This window comes from Salmonella sp. SAL04202, assembly GCF_046550775.1.
GTDB lineage: Bacteria > Pseudomonadota > Gammaproteobacteria > Enterobacterales > Enterobacteriaceae > Salmonella > Salmonella enterica.
Map to the genome: position 1 here is coordinate 134,221 of NZ_JBGDXK010000002.1, position 22,855 is coordinate 157,075.

The following is a 22,855-nucleotide window of genomic DNA, read 5'->3' on the forward strand; positions in this document are numbered from 1 at the left end:
TCGCCATTTCGCAAATAAGAATTATTTTCATTTATTCATGCCTTGTGCTATATAACATAGCAAAGGCTATATTCGATGATTAATTAACCACATTGTTGCGAGGGATACTATGACGAATCTACATCGTCTGAAAACACTCCTGATTGCCGGTATTGTCGCGATACTCGCGCTATCGCCAGCCTATGCAAAAGAGAAATTTAAAGTCATCACCACGTTTACCGTTATTGCCGACATGGCGAAAAACGTGGCGGGCGACGCAGCGGAAGTCAGCTCGATTACCAAGCCCGGCGCTGAAATCCATGAGTATCAGCCAACGCCCGGCGATATTAAACGAGCGCAGGGGGCGCAGCTTATCCTCGCGAATGGTCTGAACCTGGAGCGATGGTTCGCCCGCTTTTATCAGCACCTTTCCGGCGTGCCGGAAGTCGTCGTCTCCACCGGTGTCAAACCGATGGGCATTACCGAAGGCCCGTATAACGGTAAACCGAACCCGCACGCCTGGATGTCGGCAGAAAACGCGCTGATTTATGTCGATAACATTCGCGACGCCCTGGTGAAGTACGATCCGGATAATGCGCAGATCTATAAGCAAAATGCCGAACGCTATAAAGCGAAAATTCGCCAGATGGCCGATCCGTTGCGTGCCGAACTGGAAAAAATTCCCGCCGATCAGCGCTGGCTGGTCACCAGTGAAGGCGCGTTCTCTTACCTGGCGCGCGATAACGACATGAAAGAGCTTTATCTCTGGCCAATTAACGCCGATCAACAGGGTACGCCAAAACAGGTGCGTAAAGTGATTGATACCATTAAAAAGCACCATATTCCCGCCATCTTTAGCGAGAGTACGGTTTCCGATAAACCGGCCCGCCAGGTCGCGCGTGAATCCGGCGCGCATTATGGCGGCGTGCTGTATGTCGATTCTCTGAGCGCCGCTGACGGCCCTGTGCCAACCTATCTGGATCTACTGCGCGTCACGACCGAAACCATCGTCAACGGCATTAACGACGGACTGAGGAGTCAACAATGAGTCAATCTGCGATTACCGTTGATCAAGTCACGGTGACGTATCGCAACGGTCATACCGCCCTACGGGACGCCACTTTTCAGGTGCCTGGCGGTTCAATCGCCGCGCTGGTAGGCGTAAATGGTTCCGGTAAGTCTACGTTATTTAAAGCGTTAATGGGCTTTGTGCATCTTGCGCAGGGCGATATCACTATCCTGCAACAGTCAGTCAACAAGGCGCTGAAAAAAAACCTCATTGCTTATGTTCCGCAATCGGAAGAAGTGGACTGGTCATTTCCTGTGCTGGTAGAAGATGTGGTGATGATGGGACGCTACGGCCATATGGGCTGGCTACGCCGTCCCACAGCGCATGATCACGCCTGTGTTGACGCCGCGCTGGCGCGGGTGGATATGCAAGAATATCGTCACAGGCAGATTGGCGAGCTGTCCGGCGGGCAGAAAAAACGTGTGTTTCTTGCCAGGGCCATCGCTCAGGATGGACAGGTAATCCTGCTGGATGAACCTTTTACCGGCGTGGATGTAAAAACCGAAGCGCGAATCATCGATCTACTGCGAGAACTGCGCGATGAAGGCCGCACGATGCTGGTCTCAACGCATAATCTCGGCTCCGTCACCGAGTTTTGCGACTATACGGTAATGATTAAAGGAACCGTACTAGCCAGCGGCCCTACCGAAACCACGTTTACCGCCGCGAATCTGGAACAGGCGTTTAGCGGCGTTCTACGTCATATCGCGCTAAGCGGAGGTGAAGAGCACATCATCACCGATGACGAGCGCCCCTTTATTTCCCGGCGCGTGGCCAGCGGAGGAAAATCGTCATGAACTGGCTTGTTGAGCCGTTTGGCTACCAGTATATGCTCAACGCGATGTGGGTCTCCGCGATGGTGGGCGGTCTGTGCGCGTTTCTCTCCTGCTATTTGATGCTCAAAGGCTGGTCGCTCATTGGCGATGCGCTATCTCACTCTATTGTGCCTGGCGTCGCTGGCGCCTGGATGTTAGGGCTGCCCTTCTCGCTCGGCGCGTTTCTTTCCGGCGGACTGGCGGCAGGCAGTATGCTCTTTCTTAACCAACGCTCACGCCTGAAAGAAGACGCGATTATCGGGCTTATCTTCTCCTCTTTTTTTGGCGTCGGCCTTTTTATGGTGTCGCTCAATCCGATGTCGGTGAATATCCAGACGATTATTCTCGGCAACGTGCTGGCGATCGCGCCAGCGGATATTGCGCAACTGGCGATTATCGGCGCAGTCTCGCTGACGATTCTGCTGTTAAAGTGGAAAGATCTGATGGTCGTCTTTTTCGATGAGACCCATGCGCGTTCTATCGGGCTTAATCCGGGTCGACTAAAGCTGTTGTTTTTCACTCTATTGTCCGTCTCTACCGTGGCGGCCCTGCAAACCGTTGGGGCGTTCCTGGTGATCTGTCTCGTCGTCACGCCGGGCGCGACGGCCTGGTTACTCACCGACCGTTTTCCACGTCTGCTCATGATTGCCGTCGTGATTGGTAGCCTGACCAGTTTTCTGGGCGCATGGCTTAGCTACTGGCTGGATGGCGCCACGGGTGGAATTATTGTCGTCATGCAAACCTTACTGTTCATCACAGCCTTTATTTTCGCCCCGAAACACGGTCTGTTAGCCAACCGTCGACGCGCCCGCCTGCAGAAGGAGCCGACATGTTCTTAACAACGTTACTGGAACCCTTTCAGTTTGATTTTATGGTGAACGCCCTTATGGTTTCGGTCATTGTGGCGATTCCCTGCGCCTTACTGTCCGTGTTTTTAGTGTTAAAAGGCTGGGCGTTAATGGGCGACGCAATGAGTCATGCGGTATTCCCCGGGGTCGTGCTGGCATATATTGTGGGGATCCCCCTGGCGATTGGCGCTTTCATTGCCGGATTATTTTGCGCTATCGCGACCGGTTATCTGGACGATAACAGCCGCATCAAGCGTGATACGGTGATGGGCATCGTCTTTTCCGGGATGTTTGGCGCAGGTCTGGTGCTCTATGTTTCTATTCAATCGGAAGTGCATCTGGATCACATCCTGTTTGGGGATATGCTGGGCGTATCGCTGGGGGATATCGTACAAACGTCAGTTATTGCACTGGGTATTGCGTTAATCATTGGGCTGAAATGGAAAGATCTCCTGCTACACGCTTTTGACCCGCACCAGGCGAAAGCCAGCGGGCTGAATACGACACTACTGCATTATGGCCTGCTATGTATGATTGCGCTGACTATCGTCGCCACGCTGAAATCGGTGGGCATTATTCTGTCGATTTCATTGCTTATCGCCCCCGGCGCAATTGCCATTTTGCTGACGCGACGCTTTGCGCGCGCGCTAGGATTAGCGGTGAGTCTGTCAGTTATTACCGCTTTTGCGGGCGTTTATCTGTCTTTTTATCTTGATAGCGCGCCAGCGCCGACCATCGTGGTATTATTTGCCATCGTGTTTATTGCGGTATTTATTTACGCAACATGGCGTGACAGGCGTAATGAAATCGTACCAGAGGCGCAAGGTTAACACTTTTTTGCCTGCTATTCAGGAAACATACGGTCATAATATAGAGTAGTCTTATGGCGCTGGAAGGCTTTCCTCTGGCAGGCAACCTTATAATTTCATTACGGTTTAAGTAAAGACTTATATTCAGCTATCCTTTTTTTATGAGCGGATATAGAGAGTTTTTTATCGTTTAGCATAACGGCATTGTTATCGAATCGCTCATAAAGCGTTTCATTCTTTTTGTTTACTATACTGCTTCCCGCCGCCGGATTGGCCTCCACATATTCATTTAATCGTTGTACGCCTTGAGTATGTTTGTAAAAACTCACCGGCAGATAGCGGTCTGCTTTATCGGACGGGAGAAAAGGTTCTTCACCACACAGACGTTCACAAATATTATCTTCATGAATTTTTACTAAGTTCATAAATTCAAGCTGAAGTTTTTTTGCGAGCGCCAGGCTAAAAATACCGCATTCAGAAGAGCTTCGTTGAATGTCCAGCTCGACCATAGCAAAATAACAATCAGGCAGTTGTTCACGTTCAAGAGCTGCTTTGGTCCTCAACGCCAGTAAAGCAGGTCCAAAAGCGCTACACGCTGCTGGTTCGAACAAAATCACCGATGTTTTTCCGTCCATAACTCTAAAATCGACGACTGAAATATGGATACCTGAACTTCCCATATTTACGAGAAATCGGGCAGATTCAACGCCTTCCATTCTGGTCTCCTTTATAGAGGAAACAAGCTCATGGACTGACATAACAAATTTAAGATTTAACTCTGGATACTTCTTATTGGCCTGTGCAACAAGAAAAGGCATCATTTCGAGATCGGTTTCCTCGTAACTGATATGAATCCAGCTGCCATCTATAATTTCACTTTCCAGACGCTCAACAATACAGGTCAATGCTTCGGTGTTTAGCTCCCCGCTGACGTCAGGCTGAGGCGATAAACTCGCCCCCATATTACGAGCCGTAGGACTTAGCATACTTTTCCCTCCACATGATAGCTCCTGCACCGAAAATATCATCTTTAACTTTTCAGATTCAATATATTGCCCGCAAAAATATGCCTCAATGATTGAGCCAGGCAACCAATCACCTCCAGATGATTATATATACGAATTACTACTCAAAAAATCTTTTTTATAATAAAAGCTCAACACATGGTCATAAATGATAAAAAATATTTTAATTCATTCCTACCGCAATCGGTAACGCGCAATTATCGTCAGGTACACCAGGGTTATGTGCAAAAGCAGTGCGCTGTAAATGCGCGTCAAGTTTCAGTCCCCGGAACAGCGATAGCGGTGAAGAGTCCATCCCCAAACGATACATAACCTTCTTACGATAAATACTGACGGTTTTTGTTCCCAGACCAAATTTTTTCGCCAGTTCAATTGCCGGATGTCCGGAGGATAATAATATCAGCAGCGCATATTTCGCCTGAGTGACGCCGGGAGGTAGATTCCACCAGGCGTATTGATTGATATTAAACAATACCTCTTCCGGCGTCTCGCCGGCATTAAAAGCATACGTAGCAGCCACGGTTTTCTTTTGTGGCCTGTGGCAGAAACGCAGCCAGGCTTCCGGAAGACGGAGCTTCTCTCGATCCGAGCGGATAGCGCAGGATAGTTCGTCTTTTAAAACATAATCCATAACGCCAAAATATTGCAGCACACAGCGATCGATATAATACAAGCGATCTGCCACAACCAAAACTTTACGGTTCTGCAACCGCGTCTGCAACGCATGAAAAAGATAAACATGCTCATGCGGGTTCAAAGCTAAAATCAGCCCGGCGTCCGGCATATCGGATAGAGAATGCAAAAGTGCGGTTAATGAGTTACACGTTTTAACGCACTTTTCCGGATATTTTTGCTTAAAAATAGACTGAAGGGCATAACAATTAGTCCAGTTAATACCGTATATAATTACATTTCTCATTTATTTATCCTTTTTTGAAAACTGACCACAGCTTCGGTAATGATTTTTCTTCCTGGGCGACTACTGCGCAAGTAGATAACGCCTTCTTACTACAAAGGTAATAAGACCAGATACGTTATTACATGCGCAATGTCGTTACCGAAATGAATTCCTTTTACAAATCTGATAATGATTAAATTTGCTGTTTTACTTTACTGTAATCTCTTAGAGTACAACGATTGCCCGACGCCTGGTGGCCATGTATGTCTGACAATGAACGCTTTCGATTCCCTTTCATTAACTATATATCACTGGTGTAGCGATACTGAAATATACACTACGATTAAAAAAATATTTGGTATCTGTAACGCAAACAGATAGTAACGTTTAAAATAATTTCACAAATCAATGGTTCATCGTACGCATAAAGCTAAGCGGTGTAATCTTAAAATGCCGTTTAAAAATAGCGATAAAATAAGAAGGCGTATCATAGCCACACATCGTCGCGACTTGTGAAATATTCCCAGCCCCCATACGTAATAATTTTATAGCCTGATTCATACGAGCATCCAGGTATATTTTGCTAAAACTCACCTCTTCAGCGGCCAGTTTTCGCTTCAGACTTGATACGCTCATAAACAGCTTTCCTGCCACCTCAGCCTGTGACCATTTGCGGGTGAGATCGCTGATAATAATGTTATAAACTTTCTCTTTTGTCGTAATTTTTATTGCTCGCTCAAGGAAATCAAACCCACCGGGCTTACGTACAAATGCCGATATAAGATACATCAATGAGAAATATGAATAATCATGATCATCAATACTCACATTACTACAAACCCGTGGACATGCCACACCATGCAAAATAGAGTCAAAAGTATCACTCATCCCTGGCAACAAGTCCGCATGAAAAAAATACTTTGGTTTCGTTTTTAATGATAGCTCTCGATCATTATAGTTTCTTGTACTGTAAAAAACTTTGTAGAATTTTTGCATTAAGTCATAGGAAACTTCCAGTGAAGAAAAATCAATATGCCCTTCTATTTCGCTCATACTAAGAGTGATTGTTTGATCTTTTTCCAATAAAAATAAACACGGCGCAGATTGTTCGATGAACTCCCCAAATTCGTTTTCAATTCGCAAACTGCCTTTATTAAGTTTAAATAATAAGCAGTTTGCGACATAATAGTCTCTTACGTCAGCTAATCCATTTATTAATGGAAATTTGTTCGGCTGTTGAAGGTGATTATTGCTAATGGCCTCAACTGATTTATTCATTGAAGGCAATACCATATTTTATCCTGTGTGCTATAAGGAACTCAAAATCGTTATATTCTTATAAACAAATAATTAAAACTCACAGAGATGATTTAAATCCGATTTTTTTATTATTATAGCCAATAATTACATTCCAACGCGCGTTCATTTCGTCACAAAAAGATACTCTTACAAACTTTATGCACAATTTTGTAATGGAAGCTTACAATATTAATATAATCATTTCAGAATAAAACGCCTGGTAGATACCTTAATAATCCATATACATCAATAAGATAGATACACTGGAATGGTGCATTTTCTGCATTATTTGCTAATATATACACCATACCTTATCACAAATCGCCAGCAATGGGGGGTTCACCAGTCAATTGCCTCTTTGTTTTCCCCGCCCGATAAAATGATCTCCTGCATCCAGGAGGTCATTTGTGACTGTGCATTCATTGTACCAACTAATACCCCGTTTAAAGCCTCATATAAATGAGTGCCCGGTTCAACTTTTGCTAACATGTTTTGTAGCATAGCCGTTTGCTGCTCAAAAGAAACAAAAGCCGAATCACCACTGTTAGGATCTTTGAAGGCATTCATCTCTTGATAAATGCTATCTTTAAGCGTTTCAGAAGAGGCTGACTCAGGAAGCGCCAAAAGTCGTTGGTAGAATGCATCATAAAGATCAACGTCGCCGCCATTGCTTAAAGGCGCGCTATCCACATTATTCAGCATAGCGGCCCTGGCACTCAACGAAACCACACCCGTCACTTCAGTATCCGCTGTCGGGACCAAATAAGAAGTCGGAATCGTACCCGGTATCACCTTATAGCCTCCATTTTACAATGCTTGCGTTTTTGTCTTCCATTCATCAATAAGTGCGTTAATGGCGTTATCAGAAATCGTCCGGCAGTCTTGTGGAAGTTCATCAAGATGATGCTTAATGACGCCTACTGCCGTTTCAACAAATTGTTCAGGTGAAAATTCTGCGATCTGATCGCCGCAACTCATGATAAAGCGCTGTTCCTGATGATATTTAAGATTAAAAGTGCCTGGCCAGTTCTCCATAAGCAACACCATCAGTTTTTGGTGATCTTTTTTCGCGTTAACTGGTAGTGTTAAAAAAAGTTGCCCCTCAGGCTTATCGAAATCCCTTAGCCACTCATCCAGGACGGTTAAAAGCGTTTCGGGATGGTCGACCGCAGCTGAAAATAACTCGCGGGCATAAATCTGTATTTTTTCCATCCACTTCCAGGCCATTGTCTGATTATCAGTAAGATAAGCGGCGACCTGCTGTAACGCGTCTATCATTCCCTGCTCGTAACCTTCCTGATAGGCGTACATCCGCAAGGTCTTTGCCTCTTCTTCCGCCTCTCGCAAAATACGCTTAGCCCGTTGATGCGCCTGCTGTTCTAATCTTTCAATAGAGAAATAACGTTCCAGCGTTTTACGCTTTATCAGTATCCCCTCAACAGGCGAAAGCGGGGACGGAATTGGGATATTTTTGAGCATATTGTAAGGCCAGTAGCAAAATTGACATTTCTACAGCATCCTGCTTCGATGCCTCCTCAATAAATGGAGGAAAAAGCAAAGGAAAACGCTGTGCTAAAGATTCAGGTAAAAATTCATTCAGGGCATTTAACTGTGCATACCCGACGCTAAGTAAAAACCGGTGATTCGGCGCCTTATTGCAGACAGATAAACTTGTTCCCTGATGCATTGCCAAAAATGCTTGCGCCCAATCCGGCAGGCCAAGCAAGGCTCCCTGCCTTGCCAGATCGGCTCTCAGTTTATGGCAACCGAGTAAATACGCTACTTGCGGCAGTCGGCGCCACTGACGCAGCCACAGCTGCGTCAGTGAGTTTTGAATACACTCCTTTTCTCCGTTCTTAAGCCGCCATGCCGCCAGTATTAACTCATTTGCCGCCGCCCTGGCGGCGGGTCTGACAATCATTTCCGGCGCTATCTGCAACCGCTGAGGATGGATATACGATAACGGATCAAAAATGATTCTTTGCCAGATAATGGGTAATGGCTGCCTATTCATTTGACGATTTCGCCTTATCATCAGCCGTTATGCCTTTCTTATTGTGGGCATAATGGTTTTTGTAATACCAGACGCCAAAGCCTGCTGACATCACGGATAACAAAATAATCAACACAATCCAACTGGTTGCAAAAGAATTACGTTTTACTGGTGTGCCGGGAGCCTGTAATTGGGCATCAGAACGTTCTGACAACACAACAGAAATGTTGTCATAATCCACATCGGCAAAACTATTCTTTAAGAAACGCTTGATATCGCTGATCTGATGCGCAAGCGGCGAACCTCGTTCATATACGGCTAATGCCGACAGATGAACAGGTTTTGGCGGGCGGCCATTTTCACCAGCATCAATATCATAACTAATATGGACCCTGGCGGAGAGCACGCCCTCCATCGTCTGTAATGACTGTTCCAGTCGCTGTTCAATAGCCGAATATAACCTGGCCTTTTCAGCTCGCGGAGAGGATACCAGCGAATCCGCCGGGAACATCTGCGCTATTTCCACCCGTGGCCGGGGAGGAAGCTGATAAGTTTTAATCCAGTACACCGCAGCGGTAAAATCAGGCTCAGCAACGGTAATGCTATAGCCCAATTTTCCGCTATCAATTTTATTCGCCTCTATATTGTGCATTTGCAGAACGGCAATGACCTCATTAGCCTGTTCCTGGTCCAGTCCTTTTAAAAGATCCTTATCCTTACAGCCGGCAAGGGTCATTACCAGCAGAAAGGTATATAGATATCGACGAATCATGAGCGTAATAGCGTTTCAACAGCCCCGACTCCTTTACGAGTAAGGGTACTTACCATAGAAACATACAGGTTATAATCTGAAATCATCTCTTGCGAAATAGCCAGCTCTTTAGGATCCGTCACCAGATTAGGGTCCTCAATCCTGTTGGTAATCGTCTGTTTATCCACAGCCGTGGCAATCGCCGAACCAGAAAAAGCCTGGAGTAGCCGGTCATCCAGCGAGACAATGTCCGTCTCCATAGACCTGATATTGACCGCCTGCCCTATAACGGCATTCTCAGGGACAATAGTTGCAATCGACATAATCCACCTTATAACTGATTAACGGAAGTTCTGAATAATGGCAGCATCAATATCCTTAAAGACTTTTACCGTGTTCGATTGCGCGTTACGGTACAAGTTATATTCCGAAAGCTTACTCTGATACGCCGCCAGTAGCGCCGGATCGGAGGGTTTTGCTGCTAATTTATCCAGCGCATCTGTTACCTGCGTTTGTAGATCCTGAACGCCCGTATCAAATTTTGCTGAGACGTCATCCAGATAGCCTGACCAAGGTGTTGCCATAATGACTTCCTTATTTGCGTTAAATTAAAGTGGGCTTGGGAAATACCAATGGCCTGGGCTCATTTTGATATAACCTTCCGCCCCGTACTGAAATGAGCGCCCCTTGAGCCAGTCATCTTTTAATTCGATCGCAAACTGCACATAGCGTCCTCCCCATGTGCGGTAATAGCTATCGACAAATTGACGGGCTCTGAGTATTTCTACATCATCGAGCGCCCCCTGAATAACAAACGTTACGCCCCCTTTATGATTCCTGCGGGAATAAGGTAACGCCTGCTGTTTTAGCCCCGCTTCCGCCTGGCCTGCTGCGGTAACATCGTCCATCAACGTGATGTTAACCGAATCCGCGTAAGGCATTAGCGCTCTCAGCTTTTGACTTAACACCTCGAGCTCTTTCTTGCTCATCGTGTTTCGCTGGCGGCTTAGCCAGAAAACGGGTTTACGCGGCTCATCGAAATGAAGCCGATAATAAGCCAGCTGCGGATAATAGGTATCCAGCCAGGTAGAGATACGCTTATTTTCTTCGTTTTCGTTAATCACTCGCGCATTTTTATCATAATCGCCCCTCGCTAAAACCTGACGAGCCCACAGCGTATCTCTTTCATTTTGCGCAGCGACATAGAGCATTTTGTCCCGGCCTGGCAACACCTGAAAACGCTCCTTCTCCTGCCCCAATAACGAATCGAGCTCTGCGGCCTGCCGCTGCGGCGAGTTAAGTATCCATAACGTCCCCACCGTCCCAATTCCCAATATAAAAAACCCGGCCAGTGCTGCTACAATTCCGTTTTTAAAACGCGGCTCGTTCTTTTTTGCAGACGTTTCTAACTTCTCAGGCTGCTCGGGCACCCACGGCTCGCTTTCCGGGCGAATCAGGATAAGCAATTCACCGACCTGTATTGGCGTATTTAATTGCACCGAACGAGATTCAGAATTTCCTTCTTTCAGCTCATGGAGTATAATTTCGGTCGCATCCGTATCCACCTGGATTTCAAAATTTACTCCGCCATGGTCCAGCGGGATAAAAAAGCTATCGGCAGGTATATCAGGGAGTTGGCCTGAAGCAGTGAGCGCATCACTCTGACCTACCACAAAGAGTGTTCGGCCTGTCAGCAATGGAAACTCACAGCCGTTCAGTGAGCTGTTAAGTAATCGAACTATGTATGGCCCTGGGCTTGTTATCGTCTTCTCTTTTGATGTTTCCATATATACTGTTAGCGATGTCTGTCGTTCTCGATAGCAGCAGATTACCGCACAGGACACAGGGATTCCTGATGAAAATAGAATGAAAAGTGAGAAATAAAATCAATTTATTCTGTATAATGCGTCTCAACACATATTAAAAGAACCATCATCCCCATTGGGGCTTAAACTACTGTAGATAAATTACCCAAATTTGGGTTCTTTTGGTGTAACAATCAGACCATTGCCAACACACGCTAATAAAGAGCATTTACAACTCAGATTTTTTCAGTAGGATACCAGTAAGGAACATTAAAATAACATCAACAAAGGGATAATATGGAAAATGTAACCTTTGTAAGTAATAGTCATCAGCGTCCTGCCGCAGATAACTTACAGAAATTAAAATCACTTTTGACAAATACCCGGCAGCAAATTAAAAGTCAGACTCAGCAGGTTACCATCAAAAATCTTTATGTAAGCAGTTTCACTTTAGTTTGCTTTCGGAGCGGTAAACTGACGATTAGCAATAATCACGATACGATTTACTGTGACGAACCTGGGATGTTGGTGCTCAAAAAAGAGCAGGTAGTTAACGTGACGCTTGAAGAGGTCAATGGCCACATGGATTTCGATATACTCGAGATACCGACGCAACGACTTGGCGCTCTCTATGCACTTATCCCAAACGAGCAGCAAACCAAAATGGCGGTACCCACAGAGAAAGCGCAGAAAATCTTCTATACGCCTGACTTTCCTGCCAGAAGAGAGGTATTTGAACATCTGAAAACGGCGTTCTCCTGTACGAAGGATACAAGCAAAGGTTGCAGTAACTGTAACAACAAGAGTTGTATTGAAAATGAAGAGTTAATTCCTTATTTTCTGCTGTTCCTGCTTACTGCTTTTCTCCGACTCCCGGAGAGTTATGAGATCATCCTTAGCTCGGCTCAGATAACGTTAAAGGAGCGCGTTTACAACATTATATCTTCGTCACCCAGTAGACAGTGGAAGCTTACGGATGTTGCCGATCATATATTTATGAGTACGTCAACGCTCAAACGGAAACTTGCAGAAGAAGGTACCAGCTTTAGCGACATCTACTTATCGGCAAGAATGAATCAGGCAGCAAAACTTTTACGCATAGGCAACCATAATGTTAATGCTGTAGCATTAAAATGTGGTTATGACAGCACGTCCTACTTCATTCAATGTTTCAAAAAATATTTTAAAACTACGCCATCGACATTCATAAAAATGGCGAACCATTAACATTTTTTGTATCTGTCACTCAAGTAAAGATTTTTATTAAAATTGTAATAATTTAAAATTCAGACTGCGCATTAACACGCTATATCAGGATGGGAGGCTATTTAATATCATTGTTCTGTCCGGAAGACAGCTTATACTGATATCTCTGGTAATTTAAAGTAAGGCTGATTATATAACACGATTTTTGTGAACTTGTCATCGCTATGATGACGGGTAAACCGATATTGCCTTATTCACAGCGTAAGAATTCGTCCAGATGACACTATCTCCTTCCGGCTTTAACCCTGTGGATTAAGGCCGGCATTTTATTCATATTTATACATCATCCGTTCCCTCTGAGAACTATTTGCCTGAACGGTCTACACCGAAACAGTCACGCTTGTTAGCTTCTGCCTGGCATACCTCTTCTCTTCCTCCTGATATCGATATAATGCCTGGGGGCCAGCCTGAGGATGATACTGCTCATAACCCCCCTGCCTTTTTGGCGCTATAGCTGAAAGGAGTAAAGAAAAGACGATATCATTATTTTGCAAAAAAATATAAAAATAAGCGCACCATTAAAAACAGTCTTTCATTTATATTTTGACACCTAAGACAAATTACACTCTTAAACTTTCAACGAATGGTCATTTAGTGGAAATCTTCGAGAAAAATGGTTCTGATGGTGTAATTATCAGACCATTAACCATGAAGATATAATAAGCAGCATTTACACCCCCAAAAAATGCAGTAAGATAGCTACAAAACTAATCTCTATTGCAATGAGGCCAAGTTAAATATGTAAATATTTAGATGCCCGCGCTGACTCTCTGCTCCAGGATATACGACAGCGTCCATTCGATAATCACGGTTAGTTATAACAATATTATTACCAACATGTCATTTATTTAAAGCACAGGCATAAGCTAAATAATCAAATGTTAAAAATATATAAACCCGAGCCCGTACAATATGACATTAAGCTCATAATAAAAGCTCAACCTGACCGTTAGTACTAACAGCAGAATTACTGAAACAGTAGATTCTATCCTAACGACTTGTATTAGCTATTATAACTTTTCACCCTGTAAGAGAATACACTATTATCATGCCACATTTTAATCCTGTTCCTGTATCGAATAAAAAATTCGTCTTTGATGATTTCATACTCAACATGGACGGCTCCCTGCTACGCTCAGAAAAGAAAGTCAATATTCCGCCAAAAGAATATGCCGTTCTGGTCATCCTGCTCGAAGCCGCCGGCGAGATTGTGAGTAAAAACACCTTACTGGACCAGGTATGGGGCGACGCGGAAGTTAACGAAGAATCTCTTACCCGCTGTATTTATGCCTTACGACGTATTCTGTCGGAAGATAAAGAGCATCGTTACATTGAAACACTGTACGGACAGGGCTATCGGTTTAATCGTCCGGTCGTAGTGGTGTCTCCGCCAGCGCCGCAACCTACAACTCATACATTGGCGATACTTCCTTTTCAGATGCAGGATCAGGTTCAATCCGAGAGTCTGCATTACTCTATCGTGAAGGGATTATCGCAGTATGCGCCCTTTGGCCTGAGCGTGCTGCCGGTGACCATTACGAAGAACTGCCGTAGTGTTAAGGATATTCTCGAGCTCATGGATCAATTACGCCCCGATTATTATATCTCCGGGCAGATGATACCCGATGGTAATGATAACATTGTACAGATCGAGATAGTTCGGGTTAAAGGTTATCACCTGCTGCACCAGGAAAGCATTAAGTTGATAGAACACCAACCCGCTTCTCTCTTGCAAAACAAAATTGCGAATCTTTTGCTCAGATGTATTCCCGGACTTCGCTGGGACACAAAGCAGATTAGCGAGCTAAATTCGATTGACAGTACTATGGTTTACTTACGCGGTAAGCATGAGTTAAATCAATACACCCCCTATAGCTTACAGCAAGCGCTTAAATTGCTGACTCAATGCGTTAACATGTCGCCAAACAGCATTGCGCCTTACTGTGCGCTGGCAGAATGCTACCTCAGCATGGCGCAAATGGGGATTTTTGATAAACAAAATGCCATGATCAAAGCTAAAGAACATGCGATTAAGGCGACAGAGCTGGACCACAATAATCCACAAGCTTTAGGATTACTGGGGCTAATTAATACGATTCATTCAGAATACATCGTCGGGAGTTTGCTATTCAAACAAGCTAACTTACTTTCGCCCATCTCTGCAGATATTAAATATTATTATGGCTGGAATCTTTTCATGGCTGGTCAGTTGGAGGAGGCCTTACAAACGATTAACGAGTGTTTAAAATTGGATCCAACGCGCGCAGCCGCAGGGATCACTAAGCTGTGGATTACCTATTATCATACCGGTATTGATGATGCTATACGTTTAGGCGATGAATTACGCTCACAACACCTGCAGGATAATCCAATATTATTAAGTATGCAGGTTATGTTTCTTTCGCTTAAAGGTAAACATGAACTGGCACGAAAATTAACTAAAGAAATATCCACGCAGGAAATAACAGGACTTATTGCTGTTAATCTTCTTTATGCTGAATACTGTCAGAATAGCGAGCGTGCCTTACCGACGATAAGAGAGTTTCTGGAAAGCGAACAGCGTATTGATAATAATCCGGGATTATTACCGTTAGTGCTGGTTGCCCACGGCGAAGCTATTGCCGAGAAAATGTGGAATAAATTTAAAAACGAAGACAATATTTGGTTCAAAAGATGGAAACAGGATCCCCGCTTGATTAAATTACGGTAAAATCTGAGAGAGGAGATATGCATTATTTTTTTATCATCGTAATCTGGTTGCTTAGCATAAATACAGCATGGGCTGATTGCTGGCTTCAGGCTGAAAAAATGTTCAATATTGAATCCGAACTACTTTACGCTATCGCCCAGCAGGAATCGGCGATGAAACCAGGCGCCATTGGTCATAACCGAGATGGTTCAACCGATCTTGGCCTGATGCAAATTAACAGCTTCCATATGAAAAGGCTGAAAAAAATGGGGATTAGTGAAAAACAGTTGTTACAGGACCCCTGCATTTCTGTCATTGTGGGCGCATCCATTTTATCAGATATGATGAAAATCTACGGTTATAGCTGGGAGGCCGTTGGCGCTTATAATGCGGGGACGTCACCGAAACGATCGGATATAAGGAAACGTTATGCTAAGAAAATTTGGGAGAATTACAGAAGATTAAAAGGGATGCCAGCAGAAGAGAAAAACAAAAAACTTTCTATCGCGGTAAACAAATAATTATACAGAAATAGCTTACTTTCAGATAGTTCTAAAAGTAAGCTATGTTTTTATCAGCTTGCCGTCGTCATAAGCAACTGGGCTTGCATTGCTTTTAGTTGTACAAACTGTGAGGCGTCTTCCAGCATTCTATTGTTCCGTGAATTCCGGAAATCTGCACGTACCTGCTCCAGATTACTATGAGGATTATCCTTAAGTACAAGGGCCGCCGCCATCGTTCCGGTTCTCCCCACTCCGCCCAGACAATGAATCATCGGTAAATGCTTATCTGATGAACTACGCCCCGGCGCGCCATTTTGGTTACTATTTTTCACCCTATCCGCCAGGTATTCTAACTGATCCGTAGACGGTAATGGCTGGTGATCTGGCCAATTTTTCACATGCAATACCGGGATTGTATACCGCTTTTCCCCGCAGGACAGTTGCATATTGTATTGGTCTATCGCTTCTCCCTGACTGGCTGAGCTCACTTTTTGGCTGTTGGTATGCACCTCGCCAAAGGTGTAGCTCCCTCTGAAATAGGGTGGTAATTGTTTTGCCTGCATCTGATCTTCCGACGTTAACACCACCAGGCACGAGCATTCTTTTTCAAGAAGCATTTTCATATGCGCTTCCAGCGCATCCGGCGTATTTTTTGGGTACGAACCGGCTAATGCCACAGGCTTACCGTCAAAAGTTAACGTATTCACTGGCACAGGCATTCCATCGCTCAGTTTCACCTGGGTTTGCTGATTAATTGGAATGCTGCTGACCGCAAACCGTGCCAGGCCCAGTGTCGGTCCGCTCATCGTCTGTGGCATTGGCGCGCCGGCTTTTATTTTCTCAAGTTCAGCTGTAACGTTTTTCAGTTCTTTAGCAATAACGTGAATTTTTTTTACAGCCTGGGTTAATTCATGGGTAGAGGCTTTATCAATCCACCTCTCAACCACTCCCCCACAGGTTCCCCATTGTGAGAACCTGTCTGCTCCTATCTGAATATTTGTTAACGTTGTAACATAATCATTAAGTTGTTTAGCCTCTGGAATTTTATTTAAATTCTGTAAATTCGTCATTAATGAACGCAGCGGGCCGTTACCTGAAGCCATCTCCTGGAAGTTTTCTCGCAGGCTATTTCCATCCATTTGTTCCAGTTGCGGTAATGTTCTTTTAAGTCCCTTTAGCGCGATATCGAGTAAAGGTTGCTTACTTTCTGCTCCAACATCGTTATTTTTTTCTGCCACTTTTGTATCGCCGCCTTTTATGACTAAAGCGGCATTCCTGACACCAACATTATCCTTGCTATTAATAAGGTTTATAAACCCTTCGTCAGCAGCTTTTACACACTCCGTGATCTGCACTGCTAAACGTTGGGTAAGGGGTTTGTTCATATTTATACGGGACATTAACAGTGCGTCATTAACCGCTGTTTCCCCATATTTTTCCGTTAGTGCATGGAGAAATGTCTGTAAAATCTTTTGGTCCTGTACTCTGATATTTTCCGTATGTTTTTGCACCACTTCAGTGTTTTTAAATAACGGCATTTTTCCAAGCCAGGTTAATACTTTTGACGAAAATTTTTCAGGCGCAACATATGCCTTATCAGTATTTTCCTTAGCAATATAAAGTCGGGCATCATTCGACACACCAACTTTTGAAAACGAAGACAACGTTAAATTATTCAATTTTCTCTCCTCATACTTTAGCATATTCCTGCAGTATGTTTTTGAGCGCTTCCTGCTGATTCACAAATGACTCAAGCTGCGATATAATATGGTAAGTATTTGTCAGATCGGTAATTGCATGTATAAACAACAACGTCTCTGCAGCATCAATATACGCTAACGTACCTTCATTATTCGCAGCCAGTTCACCATTAATCACCATAATCTGCCGCCAGATAGAATCGCCACAAACAGGCGATAACGGTATAATCATACCGTTCAATAACCAGATATCATCTTTAGCTTCAATAGACGTAAAAATATCGCTATCGAGTAGTAATAAGCACTGATTGTTGTCGTCAAAAGTGAGCGGTAAACCCAATTTCTCACCAATATTAGCGATAATATCCTGGTGTGCTTGCAATTTACTTTCCTCTTGAATTATATCTTTTATAAGATTGCTTCTTCAAATTTAATCTGGTTACATGATGTTTTGATGCATTTTCGCGCCCATCGCCGGGCGCAATATTTCTCTCCTTTAATCCAGTAGAATAGCCATTCACTACGCATCGGAACACATATCAGCAGCTCCTTCGGATCATTTTCAACATGACGTAACTTGCCTTTAATAACAAAACGCGGACTGTCAGCAATATCATCATATATTGCAGCCATACCTGAACCGGGTACTACATGTGTGATGATTTTCATAACAATTAATCTTGTTCAATTGTTGTCGAGCGAGAGAAAAATACTACACCCTGGACTCAAGACTTTTTTTAACAACACGGCATATATCCGCAAAGGTCGTCATATCAGGAAGATCGTTTTCATTGCAACTAATGTCAAACTCCTCACTAAGACCAAATACAATATCAATTAAATCCAATGAGTCAGCGTAAAGATCCTCAACCAGATGGGTCTGACCATTGATACTATCAACATCAACGGCAATACAAGAGGTGATCACTTTTTTGACTCTTGCTTCAATATCCATATTCATCGCATCTTTCCCGGTTAATTAACGCTGCATGTGCAAGCCATCAACGGTAGTAATAACCCGATCCACGCCAGGTTTATTCAGGTATGACTCGTAAGCCGGGCCAGCTCGCCAGCTACCGTCTCCGATAAGGCCGTCCAGCACATTACTTAACACATAGTCAGTTTCCCCTTTTAGCCTGGTCAGCCCCGCCTCTCTGGCAAACTGCAGTGCAATCTCAGCCAGTTTTTCTTTTTGTGGATGATGAGTAATGACCTCTTTAAGCGTATCCATTTTCGCTTTCAATTCTGGGTGCTTGTCAATATCGCTACATTGCGCTTTCAACGCTGCACTCTTTATCGTGTCATTGGGTAATATTTCCGCACGCAAGCCGTCAAACGCTCTGCGTACAGGGAACGGTGTGGAGGTATCCGGCTCCAGGGCTTTACGTATCACACCCAAAAACGCCTCACGGGCGTTGAAATGCATTGAATGCATATTCGTAACGCTCGGTACTGTTGAGAGGAAACTATTTTGCTTAAACTTCAAACCAGAAAATGGGCCAGTCTTATCTGTCTGGCTATTATCATTATCGGTCGTACCGGCTTTATTACCTGTAATTACCGTCGAGTCTGATTGTAAGGTATCGATTTTAACATTCTCGACGCCAGCCAATTGACTGGCAAGCGGCTTCACATTCACAATCTCTGCCGTCTGGCTTTGCTGTTTATTATCGTCAACGCCGTGCACCGTGGCCTGTACCGGCTTGCCGATACTGCTCTTGCTGGTTATGCCATCGACTTCATCAAAAGAGGGTGTTTCACCCGTAGTGCCCTTTTCTGACGTGACCACCTTTCCATCTTTACTTTCAGATGAAGCGTTGGTCACAGCCTCTGCCGTCGCATGAGCCGTGACGTCAATTTTACCCGCGATGCCATGGTCAATTGCCCCTGTGCTGGCGCTGTGTGCCGTCTCCGTTTGATGCGTAGTCGAATCCACACGCGAATGACTATGACTTACGTTGCTGCTGTTAGTCGAATGGTGTGACTCGCCATGGCGTTGGCTGTTATCAATAAATGTTCGGCTATTATCAATCGTCTTCCGGCTATTATCATGGTTGCTATTATCGATATGGCGCTGGCTATTATCGACATGGCTTCGGCTATTGTTAATATGCTTACTGTTATCCACGCTATGGCTACTGCTATCAATATTAATATTGATATTAATACCCGTAGGTTCTGCTTTTTTCCCACCATCAGGTACTGGTCCAGCCGCAGGTTCCGGAATTTTAGGGTCAGGCAGTTTATCTGCAGGAATTTGTGCAAAAACATTACGTAGCAGCAGGGGTATCAACGTTTGCGTTTCAAGGTGCCGGGCTTCCCGTCCTACGCTGGTACCCTGCTCTTGCGTTAATTTTTGGTGGCACATATCAAGCGCCTCAACCGCCTTCGCCGCCGCTTTGTCAACAAGCTGCGTAAGACTGCTGCGGGTTAACGGATCCAACGTACAGCCAAAGTTATGTTCAATGCAGCTGGCAATATAGGGCATCACCTCCTGCATAACAAGATTCGTCGATAATTTACTTAATTCACCGCCAGTGTTATTTTTGATGATATCTAACAGCTGCTTTTCCAGGTTTTCCAGCTTCGCTTCCGCTTTCTTTGTTTCTGGCATCCATGGTCCAAAAGCTGACTTTTCTTTCAGGCCATCTTTTATGATTTGCGCGGTATACTCTGCCCCCACCTTCATCAGTAGCGTCTTCGCCTCAGGAGAATCACTGGTGGCGTTGAGCGCTGAACGAAAGAGCCCGGCAAACTCCATTATCGCTTTCTTACCGGCGACATTATTTGAATTGGTAAAAACTTCTTTTAACGCCTCAGCGTCTTTCCCGCATTTAAACAACGCATCCAGACTCGCCTGTTTGATCAGCGCGGGAAAATCTTCCAGTTGCGGGCCTCTAATTTCCCCTGACAGCGTCGCTGTGGCACTTTCTCTGACTGCGGAAAGATTCGCCGCAAGATTCGTGGCCTGCGTTTTGATCTCGGTCTGCATACCTGGCATTATGACGGGGGGCTGAGTCCTTACACTTGTAACCATTATTAATATCCTCTTCTGTTATCCTTGCAGGAAGCTTTTGGCGGTTTCCAGGCTGCTACTTATCGTACTGCTCAGCACTTTTACCAGGTTGTCGTACAATGAATTGGCATTGCTATATTTTTGCGTCAGCGTCTGTAATGTGGTTTTCAAATTTTCTTCCTGCGCTTTAAAACCCGACTGCCAGGCTTGATATTTGGCGTTATCCATTTCGAGTTTTGAATCTTTTCCCGGCGCGCCTAAACCATCAATATCCTGAACCATTTTTTGTAATGGCGTCAGATCAACGGTGACGACATAACCGGATCCATAAGATTTCAGGCAGCTATTCGGCAAATTCAATTCACTGAGCCACTGTCTCGCTTCCGCTTCAGTAGCTACTTTAACGCCGCTGCCTGACTGCGCTGGGAATAAAACGGTATTACTGTTTATTTGATTATATTTATTGACTAAACTGTTTAAATCATTTTTGAGTGAGGTAACATCTAGCTTAACGGTATTACCGTCCTTACCTGGTAATAACCAGCCTCCCATTTTGGAAAGAATATCACTGAAGGCCTGATAAAAATCGGTATAGACTGCGACAACGTTTTCATAAACGCCCAGATAGCTGTCACCTATCGCCGATATATTTTGGGAAACCATATCCCAAATCTCAGCATCAGAAATGGTTGTTCTCGGCTGCGCCATAGGCGAAGCGCTAAATAAGGCCGACGTCGGCGCAGAAAACGCGCTCCGCAGGTTCTCATTTTGTTCTGCGGATAATGACACGCCGGACTTCGCCAGCGCATTCAGGCTGCTGGTCAACTGTTGGCGCGCCAGCGTGCGCTCGTCATTATTCTCTTCAGAAATCGGTGGCGTTGACTGCAGCGTCTGCTGTGCCTGCTGGATTTTAGTAGCCGCCTGCGATAATGAAATGATATCTGTGCCGCGATGTTCTGTGGTAGACGGTACCACGGCAGCCTCGACATGCTCGCTCGCCGAGGGAGTCTGCGGCCGTTCAGCAACGATCCCCGGATGAGGAGAAGCGGAATAATTTTGAATATTAAGCATAATATCCCCAGTTCGCCATCAGGAGCGCGATTAAATCCCCCCCCTGATGGCGTATAGATGACCTTTCAGATTAAGCGCGAATATTGCCTGCGATAGCAGCAAGTGCGGATGCTTTCGACTGGTTAATGCTCTCCATTGTTTTCAGCATTTCCTGAATCAGGCTGGTCGATTTACGTGAACTTTCACGGGCTTCGTCCGATGCGGTGCTGGCAACCCGGTTATTAACCTGGCTAATTTGCTGCTCGGAACGTTCCTGAGTAGCGGCGTACTGCCCGGACGCCCCTGCAATACCACCGACCGTGACCGAGTTCTTCATAATCAGATCGCCCGTCATCTGCATCTTGCGCGCATCGATTCGGGTCATATCCATGGTATTCTGCTCAAGACGAATATCGGATTCGACAGACTCAAGACGTTTCGACAGAATAGCCTGATGTTCAGGGGAGATTTGTTTATTACTGTCTTTAATACCCAGACTTTCCGTGGCGCTGGTTCCGGCATTAGATTTAAGCGTCGCATCATTAAGATTTTTCGTCGCATCGGTACCGGTTTTCTTCATATTTAACGATTTCAGAGAATCGACGCCTTCAGCACCGAGTTTGACGCTATTCTGCCCGTTCAGCACGTTTTTAATACTGTGGCTTTCAGTGGTCAGTTTATCGATCTTCGCGGCATTATGTTTAAGCGCGCCTCTTTCATTCTGCAGCCCCTTATATTCCAGTTTGGCGCCCACGCCAGTGATCCCCAACTGAAGCGCGCTCTGGGAAATACTACCGGACAACGCATTCATCCCTTCGCGCATCATGGAGCTTGCCGTCGTTTTAGCTGCATCAAAACTGACTAATGACAACTTACCAGACAGTTTGCTATCAGCCTGGTTCAACGTCAGCATTAACGTATTCGCGGCAGCCAACAGCGCAACGGCACTGGAAGACATTCCGCTAATATCAAAAAACTTTCCGACTTCTGCCTGCTGCTCGCGTAACTGGGTTTGCACAACCTCATTCGCTTTAGTCGTGACATTATTTGCCAGGGCATTCAAATCCTGATTCATGTCGGTATTTTGAATACTGGCTTTTAAAAAGGACGTGATCGTTCCGGGGGTTTGCGTTAATACCCCTGGCGCAGGCGCGCTCAGTGTAGGACTCAACCCCAGGTCACTGACTTTACTGCTGCTAATACCAATACTATTCAGAATATCTTTAGCGCTAACGGATTGCGAAGCTGTCTGTGAACTATTCTCAACAGAATGATTATTTAAATAAGCGGCGGGATTTATTCCCACATTACTAATTAACATATTTTTCTCCCTTTATTTT

At 44.9% G+C, this 22,855-nt stretch carries 24 protein-coding genes; 7 read left to right on the top strand and 17 right to left on the bottom strand.

Going from position 1 to position 22,855, the window contains the following annotated elements; genetic code table 11:
* The first annotated feature begins 109 nt into the window (after nucleotides 1-109).
* Genes sitA through sitD form a run of 4 tightly spaced genes read left to right on the top strand, consistent with a single transcriptional unit; the run spans nucleotide 110 to nucleotide 3,541 of the window.
* Complete coding sequence (gene sitA / locus ACLJQJ_RS10910) at nucleotides 110-1,027, top strand: iron/manganese ABC transporter substrate-binding protein SitA (protein WP_000182930.1); 918 nt, start codon at nucleotides 110-112, stop codon at nucleotides 1,025-1,027.
* On the top strand, nucleotides 1,024-1,845 hold the full coding sequence (gene sitB, locus ACLJQJ_RS10915; RefSeq protein WP_000083153.1) for an iron/manganese ABC transporter ATP-binding protein SitB: 822 nt from the start codon (nucleotides 1,024-1,026) through the stop codon (nucleotides 1,843-1,845). Before sitA ends, sitB begins: the two co-directional genes overlap by 4 nt.
* Complete coding sequence (gene sitC / locus ACLJQJ_RS10920; protein ID WP_001104336.1) at nucleotides 1,842-2,702, top strand: iron/manganese ABC transporter permease subunit SitC; 861 nt, start codon at nucleotides 1,842-1,844, stop codon at nucleotides 2,700-2,702. Before sitB ends, sitC begins: the two co-directional genes overlap by 4 nt.
* The gene (gene sitD / locus ACLJQJ_RS10925; protein WP_000480209.1) at nucleotides 2,693-3,541 is read left to right on the top strand and encodes an iron/manganese ABC transporter permease subunit SitD; all 849 of its coding nucleotides are present in this window, start codon (nucleotides 2,693-2,695) and stop codon (nucleotides 3,539-3,541) included. Before sitC ends, sitD begins: the two co-directional genes overlap by 10 nt.
* 98 nt (nucleotides 3,542-3,639) lie before the next feature.
* Here the strand turns inward: sitD and avrA are convergent, their stop codons facing one another.
* The 10 genes from avrA to prgH all read right to left on the bottom strand — a co-directional run bounded on the left by avrA (nucleotide 3,640) and on the right by prgH (nucleotide 11,273).
* Complete coding sequence (avrA, locus tag ACLJQJ_RS10930) at nucleotides 3,640-4,548, bottom strand: type III secretion system YopJ family effector AvrA (RefSeq protein WP_021000700.1); 909 nt, start codon at nucleotides 4,546-4,548, stop codon at nucleotides 3,640-3,642.
* 160 nt (nucleotides 4,549-4,708) lie between these two features.
* Nucleotides 4,709-5,464: a transcriptional regulator SprB gene (gene sprB / locus ACLJQJ_RS10935; RefSeq protein ID WP_017441148.1), complete on the bottom strand. Its 756-nt coding sequence runs from the start codon at nucleotides 5,462-5,464 to the stop codon at nucleotides 4,709-4,711.
* A gap of 384 nt (nucleotides 5,465-5,848) precedes the next feature.
* Nucleotides 5,849-6,736, bottom strand: coding sequence for an invasion transcriptional regulator HilC (gene hilC, locus ACLJQJ_RS10940; RefSeq protein WP_000243998.1), 888 nt, complete (start codon nucleotides 6,734-6,736; stop codon nucleotides 5,849-5,851).
* A 345-nt stretch (nucleotides 6,737-7,081) separates the two neighbouring features.
* Complete coding sequence (locus tag ACLJQJ_RS10945; RefSeq protein ID WP_063809071.1) at nucleotides 7,082-7,534, bottom strand: type III secretion system effector protein OrgC; 453 nt, start codon at nucleotides 7,532-7,534, stop codon at nucleotides 7,082-7,084.
* 15 nt (nucleotides 7,535-7,549) lie between these two features.
* Nucleotides 7,550-8,221 carry a type III secretion system linker protein OrgB gene (gene orgB, locus ACLJQJ_RS10950; RefSeq protein ID WP_000916655.1) on the bottom strand — a complete coding sequence of 224 codons (672 nt, stop codon included), beginning with the start codon at nucleotides 8,219-8,221 and terminating at the stop codon, nucleotides 7,550-7,552.
* A complete protein-coding gene (gene orgA, locus ACLJQJ_RS10955) occupies nucleotides 8,178-8,777 on the bottom strand; it encodes an oxygen-regulated invasion protein OrgA (protein WP_001591231.1) in 600 nt (199 codons plus the stop codon). Before orgA ends, orgB begins: the two co-directional genes overlap by 44 nt.
* Nucleotides 8,749-9,507, bottom strand: a complete 759-nt coding sequence (gene prgK / locus ACLJQJ_RS10960; RefSeq protein WP_063809072.1) for a type III secretion system inner membrane ring lipoprotein PrgK — start codon at nucleotides 9,505-9,507, stop codon at nucleotides 8,749-8,751. The genes orgA and prgK overlap by 29 nt, the downstream gene beginning before the upstream one ends.
* The gene (gene prgJ / locus ACLJQJ_RS10965; RefSeq protein WP_000020431.1) at nucleotides 9,504-9,809 is read right to left on the bottom strand and encodes a type III secretion system inner rod protein PrgJ; all 306 of its coding nucleotides are present in this window, start codon (nucleotides 9,807-9,809) and stop codon (nucleotides 9,504-9,506) included. Before prgJ ends, prgK begins: the two co-directional genes overlap by 4 nt.
* An 18-nt stretch (nucleotides 9,810-9,827) precedes the next feature.
* The gene (prgI, locus tag ACLJQJ_RS10970; protein WP_000235229.1) at nucleotides 9,828-10,070 is read right to left on the bottom strand and encodes a type III secretion system needle filament protein PrgI; all 243 of its coding nucleotides are present in this window, start codon (nucleotides 10,068-10,070) and stop codon (nucleotides 9,828-9,830) included.
* Nucleotides 10,071-10,094: 24 nt separating this feature from the next.
* Entirely contained in the window at nucleotides 10,095-11,273 is a 1,179-nt protein-coding gene (gene prgH / locus ACLJQJ_RS10975; RefSeq protein WP_000450196.1) for a type III secretion system inner membrane ring protein PrgH, read from the bottom strand.
* Between the two features lie 315 nt (nucleotides 11,274-11,588).
* Here prgH and hilD point away from each other — a divergent pair, with 315 nt between their 5' ends.
* From hilD to iagB, 3 genes are all read left to right on the top strand, one after another.
* Nucleotides 11,589-12,518 (top strand): transcriptional regulator HilD, encoded by a 930-nt coding sequence (hilD, locus tag ACLJQJ_RS10980; RefSeq protein ID WP_000432699.1) that lies wholly within the window; start codon nucleotides 11,589-11,591, stop codon nucleotides 12,516-12,518.
* Between the two features lie 1,087 nt (nucleotides 12,519-13,605).
* Complete coding sequence (hilA, locus tag ACLJQJ_RS10985; RefSeq protein WP_001120085.1) at nucleotides 13,606-15,267, top strand: transcriptional regulator HilA; 1,662 nt, start codon at nucleotides 13,606-13,608, stop codon at nucleotides 15,265-15,267.
* A gap of 17 nt (nucleotides 15,268-15,284) precedes the next feature.
* Nucleotides 15,285-15,767, top strand: coding sequence for an SPI-1 type III secretion system invasion protein IagB (gene iagB, locus ACLJQJ_RS10990; RefSeq protein ID WP_063809073.1), 483 nt, complete (start codon nucleotides 15,285-15,287; stop codon nucleotides 15,765-15,767).
* A 53-nt stretch (nucleotides 15,768-15,820) separates the two neighbouring features.
* Here iagB and sptP read toward each other — a convergent pair whose 3' ends face one another.
* The 7 genes from sptP to sipC all read right to left on the bottom strand — a co-directional run bounded on the left by sptP (nucleotide 15,821) and on the right by sipC (nucleotide 22,836).
* The gene (gene sptP / locus ACLJQJ_RS10995; protein ID WP_063809074.1) at nucleotides 15,821-17,452 is read right to left on the bottom strand and encodes an SPI-1 type III secretion system effector GTPase-activating protein SptP; all 1,632 of its coding nucleotides are present in this window, start codon (nucleotides 17,450-17,452) and stop codon (nucleotides 15,821-15,823) included.
* Nucleotides 17,439-17,831 (bottom strand): chaperone SicP, encoded by a 393-nt coding sequence (sicP, locus tag ACLJQJ_RS11000; protein WP_001147851.1) that lies wholly within the window; start codon nucleotides 17,829-17,831, stop codon nucleotides 17,439-17,441. The genes sptP and sicP overlap by 14 nt, the downstream gene beginning before the upstream one ends.
* Nucleotides 17,832-17,857: 26 nt before the next feature.
* A complete protein-coding gene (locus ACLJQJ_RS11005; RefSeq protein WP_000692249.1) occupies nucleotides 17,858-18,118 on the bottom strand; it encodes a hypothetical protein in 261 nt (86 codons plus the stop codon).
* Nucleotides 18,119-18,161: 43 nt separating this feature from the next.
* Entirely contained in the window at nucleotides 18,162-18,410 is a 249-nt protein-coding gene (locus tag ACLJQJ_RS11010) for an acyl carrier protein (protein ID WP_001055579.1), read from the bottom strand.
* A gap of 18 nt (nucleotides 18,411-18,428) precedes the next feature.
* Nucleotides 18,429-20,486, bottom strand: coding sequence for an SPI-1 type III secretion system effector SipA (gene sipA / locus ACLJQJ_RS11015; RefSeq protein WP_063809075.1), 2,058 nt, complete (start codon nucleotides 20,484-20,486; stop codon nucleotides 18,429-18,431).
* Between the two features lie 18 nt (nucleotides 20,487-20,504).
* Nucleotides 20,505-21,536, bottom strand: a complete 1,032-nt coding sequence (gene sipD, locus ACLJQJ_RS11020; RefSeq protein WP_023202619.1) for an SPI-1 type III secretion system needle tip complex protein SipD — start codon at nucleotides 21,534-21,536, stop codon at nucleotides 20,505-20,507.
* A gap of 70 nt (nucleotides 21,537-21,606) precedes the next feature.
* Nucleotides 21,607-22,836: an SPI-1 type III secretion system needle tip complex protein SipC gene (sipC, locus tag ACLJQJ_RS11025; RefSeq protein WP_000909019.1), complete on the bottom strand. Its 1,230-nt coding sequence runs from the start codon at nucleotides 22,834-22,836 to the stop codon at nucleotides 21,607-21,609.
* Nucleotides 22,837-22,855: the final 19 nt, after the last annotated feature.

Excerpts from the sequence above, each read along its gene's own strand:
- sipA (WP_063809075.1), bottom strand. The coding sequence starts at position 20,486 with ATGGTTACAAGTGTAAGGACTCAGCCCCCCGTCATAATGCCAGGTATG.
- ACLJQJ_RS11005 (WP_000692249.1), bottom strand. The coding sequence starts at position 18,118 with ATGAAAATCATCACACATGTAGTACCCGGTTCAGGTATGGCTGCAATA.
- sitD (WP_000480209.1), top strand. The coding sequence starts at position 2,693 with ATGTTCTTAACAACGTTACTGGAACCCTTTCAGTTTGATTTTATGGTG.
- orgA (WP_001591231.1), bottom strand. The coding sequence starts at position 8,777 with ATGATAAGGCGAAATCGTCAAATGAATAGGCAGCCATTACCCATTATC.
- ACLJQJ_RS11010 (WP_001055579.1), bottom strand. The coding sequence starts at position 18,410 with ATGAATATGGATATTGAAGCAAGAGTCAAAAAAGTGATCACCTCTTGT.
- prgK (WP_063809072.1), bottom strand. The coding sequence starts at position 9,507 with ATGATTCGTCGATATCTATATACCTTTCTGCTGGTAATGACCCTTGCC.
- sitA (WP_000182930.1), top strand. The coding sequence starts at position 110 with ATGACGAATCTACATCGTCTGAAAACACTCCTGATTGCCGGTATTGTC.
- sptP (WP_063809074.1), bottom strand. The coding sequence starts at position 17,452 with ATGCTAAAGTATGAGGAGAGAAAATTGAATAATTTAACGTTGTCTTCG.
- sipC (WP_000909019.1), bottom strand. The coding sequence starts at position 22,836 with ATGTTAATTAGTAATGTGGGAATAAATCCCGCCGCTTATTTAAATAAT.
- prgJ (WP_000020431.1), bottom strand. The coding sequence starts at position 9,809 with ATGTCGATTGCAACTATTGTCCCTGAGAATGCCGTTATAGGGCAGGCG.
- hilA (WP_001120085.1), top strand. The coding sequence starts at position 13,606 with ATGCCACATTTTAATCCTGTTCCTGTATCGAATAAAAAATTCGTCTTT.
- prgI (WP_000235229.1), bottom strand. The coding sequence starts at position 10,070 with ATGGCAACACCTTGGTCAGGCTATCTGGATGACGTCTCAGCAAAATTT.
- sipD (WP_023202619.1), bottom strand. The coding sequence starts at position 21,536 with ATGCTTAATATTCAAAATTATTCCGCTTCTCCTCATCCGGGGATCGTT.
- sitB (WP_000083153.1), top strand. The coding sequence starts at position 1,024 with ATGAGTCAATCTGCGATTACCGTTGATCAAGTCACGGTGACGTATCGC.
- iagB (WP_063809073.1), top strand. The coding sequence starts at position 15,285 with ATGCATTATTTTTTTATCATCGTAATCTGGTTGCTTAGCATAAATACA.
- hilC (WP_000243998.1), bottom strand. The coding sequence starts at position 6,736 with ATGGTATTGCCTTCAATGAATAAATCAGTTGAGGCCATTAGCAATAAT.
- avrA (WP_021000700.1), bottom strand. The coding sequence starts at position 4,548 with ATGATATTTTCGGTGCAGGAGCTATCATGTGGAGGGAAAAGTATGCTA.
- prgH (WP_000450196.1), bottom strand. The coding sequence starts at position 11,273 with ATGGAAACATCAAAAGAGAAGACGATAACAAGCCCAGGGCCATACATA.
- sprB (WP_017441148.1), bottom strand. The coding sequence starts at position 5,464 with ATGAGAAATGTAATTATATACGGTATTAACTGGACTAATTGTTATGCC.
- sitC (WP_001104336.1), top strand. The coding sequence starts at position 1,842 with ATGAACTGGCTTGTTGAGCCGTTTGGCTACCAGTATATGCTCAACGCG.
- orgB (WP_000916655.1), bottom strand. The coding sequence starts at position 8,221 with ATGCTCAAAAATATCCCAATTCCGTCCCCGCTTTCGCCTGTTGAGGGG.
- hilD (WP_000432699.1), top strand. The coding sequence starts at position 11,589 with ATGGAAAATGTAACCTTTGTAAGTAATAGTCATCAGCGTCCTGCCGCA.